Source organism: Pseudomonas sp. 51_B, assembly GCF_017491595.1.
GTDB lineage: Bacteria > Pseudomonadota > Gammaproteobacteria > Pseudomonadales > Pseudomonadaceae > Aquipseudomonas > Aquipseudomonas promysalinigenes.
The window spans coordinates 1-246 of sequence record NZ_JAFGYW010000552.1 but is presented as its reverse complement, the minus strand read 5'-3'; the positions used below and the strand labels follow the sequence as shown (position 1 = coordinate 246).

At 58.9% G+C, this 246-nt stretch carries 1 pseudogene; it reads left to right on the top strand.

Annotated elements, in window-relative coordinates:
* Positions 1-246 (top strand): annotated as a pseudogene (locus tag J5M56_RS26140) (arginine-ornithine antiporter); the annotation flags it as partial.

Sequence of the window (246 nt, the reverse complement as noted above, 5' to 3'; positions counted from 1 at the left end):
ACCACGTGCCTGCCAATGCGCTGTGGCTGACCAACTGCATGATCCAGGGGTTCTTGCTGATCACCCTGTTTTCGGCCGGCACCTATACCAGCCTGATCTACCTCGCCTCGTCGATGATTCTGGTGCCTTACCTGTGGTCAGCGGCGTATGCCTTCCTGCTGGCACTGCGCAGCGAGACATACGAACAGGCCCTGGCCGAACGCAAGAAGGACCTGATCATCGGTGCCATCGCACTGCTTTACGCCA